This is a genomic window from Pseudomonas sp. Sample_24, from assembly GCF_004307605.1.
GTDB lineage: Bacteria > Pseudomonadota > Gammaproteobacteria > Pseudomonadales > Pseudomonadaceae > Aquipseudomonas.
The window spans coordinates 1-3,403 of record NZ_RCNW01000136.1; the positions used below are offsets into that span (position 1 = coordinate 1).

Here is a 3,403-nt window from a genome sequence, read left to right on the forward strand (position 1 = left end):
TGCTATTTTCGGTAACGAAACTGTAACATTCGCATCCGCAGTCAAAACAAGAAAACTGGAGCTCCTGAATGTTTGCTTTCTTTCGTCCTGCCGCACATCAGGCGCCCTTGCCTGAAGAAAAAATAGACAGCACCTACCGCCGCCTGCGCTGGCAAATCTTCGCCGGTATCTTTATCGGTTACGCCGGTTACTACCTGCTGCGCAAAAACTTTTCCCTGGCGATGCCCTATCTGATCGAAGAGGGCTATACCCGCGGTGAACTGGGCGTGGCGCTGTCGGCGATTGCCATCGCCTATGGCTTGTCCAAGTTCCTGATGGGCATCGTTTCCGACCGCTCCAACCCGCGCTTCTTCCTGCCGTTCGGCCTGATGGTTTCGGCTGCCGTGATGTTCATTTTCGGTTTCGCGCATTGGGCAACGTCCAGCGTGACCATCATGTTCGTCCTGCTGTTCATCAATGGCTGGGCTCAGGGCATGGGTTGGCCGCCCAGTGGCCGGACCATGGTGCACTGGTGGTCACAGAAGGAACGCGGTGGCGTGGTGTCGCTGTGGAACGTCGCGCACAACGTCGGCGGCGGCCTGATCGGTCCGCTGTTCCTGGTCGGCATGGGCCTGTTCAATGACTGGCATGCGGCGTTCTACGTACCGGCAGCCGTCGCCATGGCCGTGGCGGTTTTTGCCTTCATCACCATGCGCGATACCCCGCAATCGGTGGGCCTGCCGCCCATCGAGAAGTACAAGAACGACTATCCGGAAGGCTACGACGCCAGCCACGAAGAAGAATTCAGCGCCAAGGAAATCTTCGTCAAATACGTGCTGCGCAACAAAATGCTCTGGTACATCGCCCTGGCCAACGTCTTCGTCTATCTGCTGCGCTACGGCGTATTGGACTGGGCGCCGACCTACCTCAAGGAAGCCAAGGGTTTCACCGTAGACAAGACGTCCTGGGCGTACTTCTTCTACGAGTGGGCGGGTATCCCGGGCACGTTGCTGTGCGGCTGGATGTCGGACAAGATTTTCCGTGGCAACCGTGGCCTGACCGGCATGGTGTTCATGGCGCTGGTGACCGTGGCGACCCTGGTGTACTGGTTGAATCCGGCCGGCAACCCGACGGTCGACATGATCGCCCTGGTGTCCATCGGCTTCCTGATCTACGGCCCGGTCATGCTGATCGGCTTGCAGGCGCTGGAGCTGGCGCCGAAGAAAGCCGCCGGTACGGCAGCGGGTTTCACCGGTTTGTTCGGTTACCTGGGGGGTTCGGTCGCGGCCAGTGCAGCGATGGGCTACACCGTGGACCACTTCGGTTGGGACGGCGGTTTCGTCCTGCTGATCGGCGCCTGCCTGCTGGCGATGGCTTTCCTTGCGCCAACGCTGTGGCACAAGCAAGTCGCCAGTCAGAGCCGCGAAGCACTCGCCTGATCGGCCTTTGATTTACAGCGCTTGAGCCGCGCCTCCAGATTCCGGTCTGGCATGGCGTGGCTACGCAGGGCGTGAGCGGTCTGCTCGACATAATCGCGAGTGGTGCCGTAACGCCCGCAAGCGTTTTCAAACACATGGCTCAGCACATGATCCGGCAAGTTGCCGGCATAACTGGGCAGGTGCCGCTCCAGAACGAATCCCAATGCCTGAACCTGGTTGCCGTCTTCGAGTCGGCAGTTGAGCCAGTGTGGACGATAAGACGGGAACGGCATCTCACGTTGCCAAAGCGCATACAGTGACGCTTCAAGTTGCTCTTCAGGCAGACGATAAGCAAAGCCGCTGCAAGAGCCGCCGCGATCCAGGCCGAATACCAGGCCCGGCATCTCCGGTGTGCCACGATGTTCGTGGGACCACAGGTACAACCCCCGGTGGTAACCATGGACCCGCCCGCGAACGCGCTCGACAGCCGTGCACTCAGGGCGCCAGATCAGTGACCCATAGGCGAACAGCCATACAGGCCCACCCTTGTGGCGCGCCATGGTCGTTTGCATTGAGCTGAGTAATTGTTCGTGAGTGAGCTGCGGCCCCAGATCGAGCTGCGGCGGATAAGCCAGATTCAGAAATGAAGATTCTATGGCGCTCATGGCGAATAGCGTTCAGCTCCCCGCGAGTGAAGTATTACTTTATAGAACGCACCGTTGTAACAATAAGGCACATAAGTTTTAAGGCAATTTAGGTGCCATGGCACAGTTATTAATTAACTGGCTGGATCAGATATAACGTACCGGCATTTATACTATTTTATAAATACCGATCCGCTATATACAGAGTTATAACCACCTGTGTAGGAGCGAGCCTGCTCGCGATGGTCGTTAGTGATTACGCGGGAAGTCAGGCTGCCCACGGCGCTCTTAAGAACATCGCGAGCAGGCTCCCCCTACAGGGATGTTTGGTTATCTTCAGAGATTGGAGTCAAGAGCGTGGAGCGTAGGCAAATACGTCTGCGCGCATCTGATGGGCGTCCATGCCCGCCTCGACCAGCGCATCCAGCGTGCCGTAGACCATGGCCGGAGAACCACTGGCGTACACGTGCAAAGTCTTGAGATCGGGGAAGTCTTCGCACACGGCCTCATGCAACATGCCGCAGCGTCCCTGCCAGCCGCTTTGATCGCTGACGACTTTGTGCAGGAACAGGTTGGGTAGCTTCAGCCACTCGTCCCAGTGTTCGATTTCATAGAAGTCTTCAGGACGGCGCACGCCCCAATACAAATGCACGGGGTGCTTGAAGCCTTCGGCGCGACAGTGTTCGATCAGGCCATGGACCTGGCCCATGCCGGTACCCGCGGCAATCAACACCAGAGGACCGTCCGGCAGCTCGGCCAGGTGCGTGTCGCCGAACGGCATGTCGATCCGCACCATCGTGTTGCCTTGCAGCTGCTTGATCAGGTTTATTGCACTGGCTTCGCGCGCCAGTACGTGGATTTCCAGATCACGCCCACCGGAGGGTGCCGAAGCCAGGGAGAAAGATGATTTCTCGCCATTGTCCCGATGGATCATCAAGTACTGGCCGGCGTGATAACGCGGAGGTTTACCCGCCGGCGCCCGCAGCCGCACTCGCCAGGTATCACCACCGACCTCGGTGCAACTGGTGACCTGACACGACAGGGTGCGCACCGGCAATTCTCCCAGCGCGAGCACGCCATCCCACAGCACGATGCAGTCTTCGAGCGGCTCTGCAATGCAAGTGTAGAACTCGCCATGATCGCGCACATCGCCCGCCTGTTCGACGCGCCCTTCCACCAGCAACGCAGCGCACACATGGCAGTTGCCGTTGCGACAGCTTTGCGGGCACTCATAGCCCAGACGACGTGCGCCATCGAGAATCCGCTCGCCGGGCAGGATCTCGAGCACCGCTCCGGAGGGCTGCAAAGTTACACGCATCAATCTATTCCTAACTGATTCCAGATGGCATCGATCCGTTGGGT

General features: G+C 58.7%; 3 protein-coding genes. 1 reads left to right on the forward strand and 2 read right to left on the reverse strand.

The window, feature by feature from the left end; genetic code table 11:
* Positions 1–68: 68 nt before the first annotated feature.
* Entirely contained in the window at positions 69–1,418 is a 1,350-nt protein-coding gene (gene glpT, locus D8V06_RS06550) for a glycerol-3-phosphate transporter (protein WP_056854087.1), read from the forward strand.
* On the opposite strand, the gene D8V06_RS06555 is transcribed toward glpT, so the two are convergent.
* Together D8V06_RS06555 and D8V06_RS06560 are read right to left on the reverse strand one after the other, a co-directional pair.
* Positions 1,394–2,062: a gamma-glutamylcyclotransferase gene (locus D8V06_RS06555; RefSeq protein WP_056854088.1), complete on the reverse strand. Its 669-nt coding sequence runs from the start codon at positions 2,060–2,062 to the stop codon at positions 1,394–1,396. The two genes, glpT and D8V06_RS06555, sit on opposite strands and share 25 nt — an antisense overlap.
* Positions 2,063–2,390: 328 nt before the next feature.
* Complete coding sequence (locus D8V06_RS06560; protein WP_130903831.1) at positions 2,391–3,359, reverse strand: CDP-6-deoxy-delta-3,4-glucoseen reductase; 969 nt, start codon at positions 3,357–3,359, stop codon at positions 2,391–2,393.
* Positions 3,360–3,403: the final 44 nt, after the last annotated feature.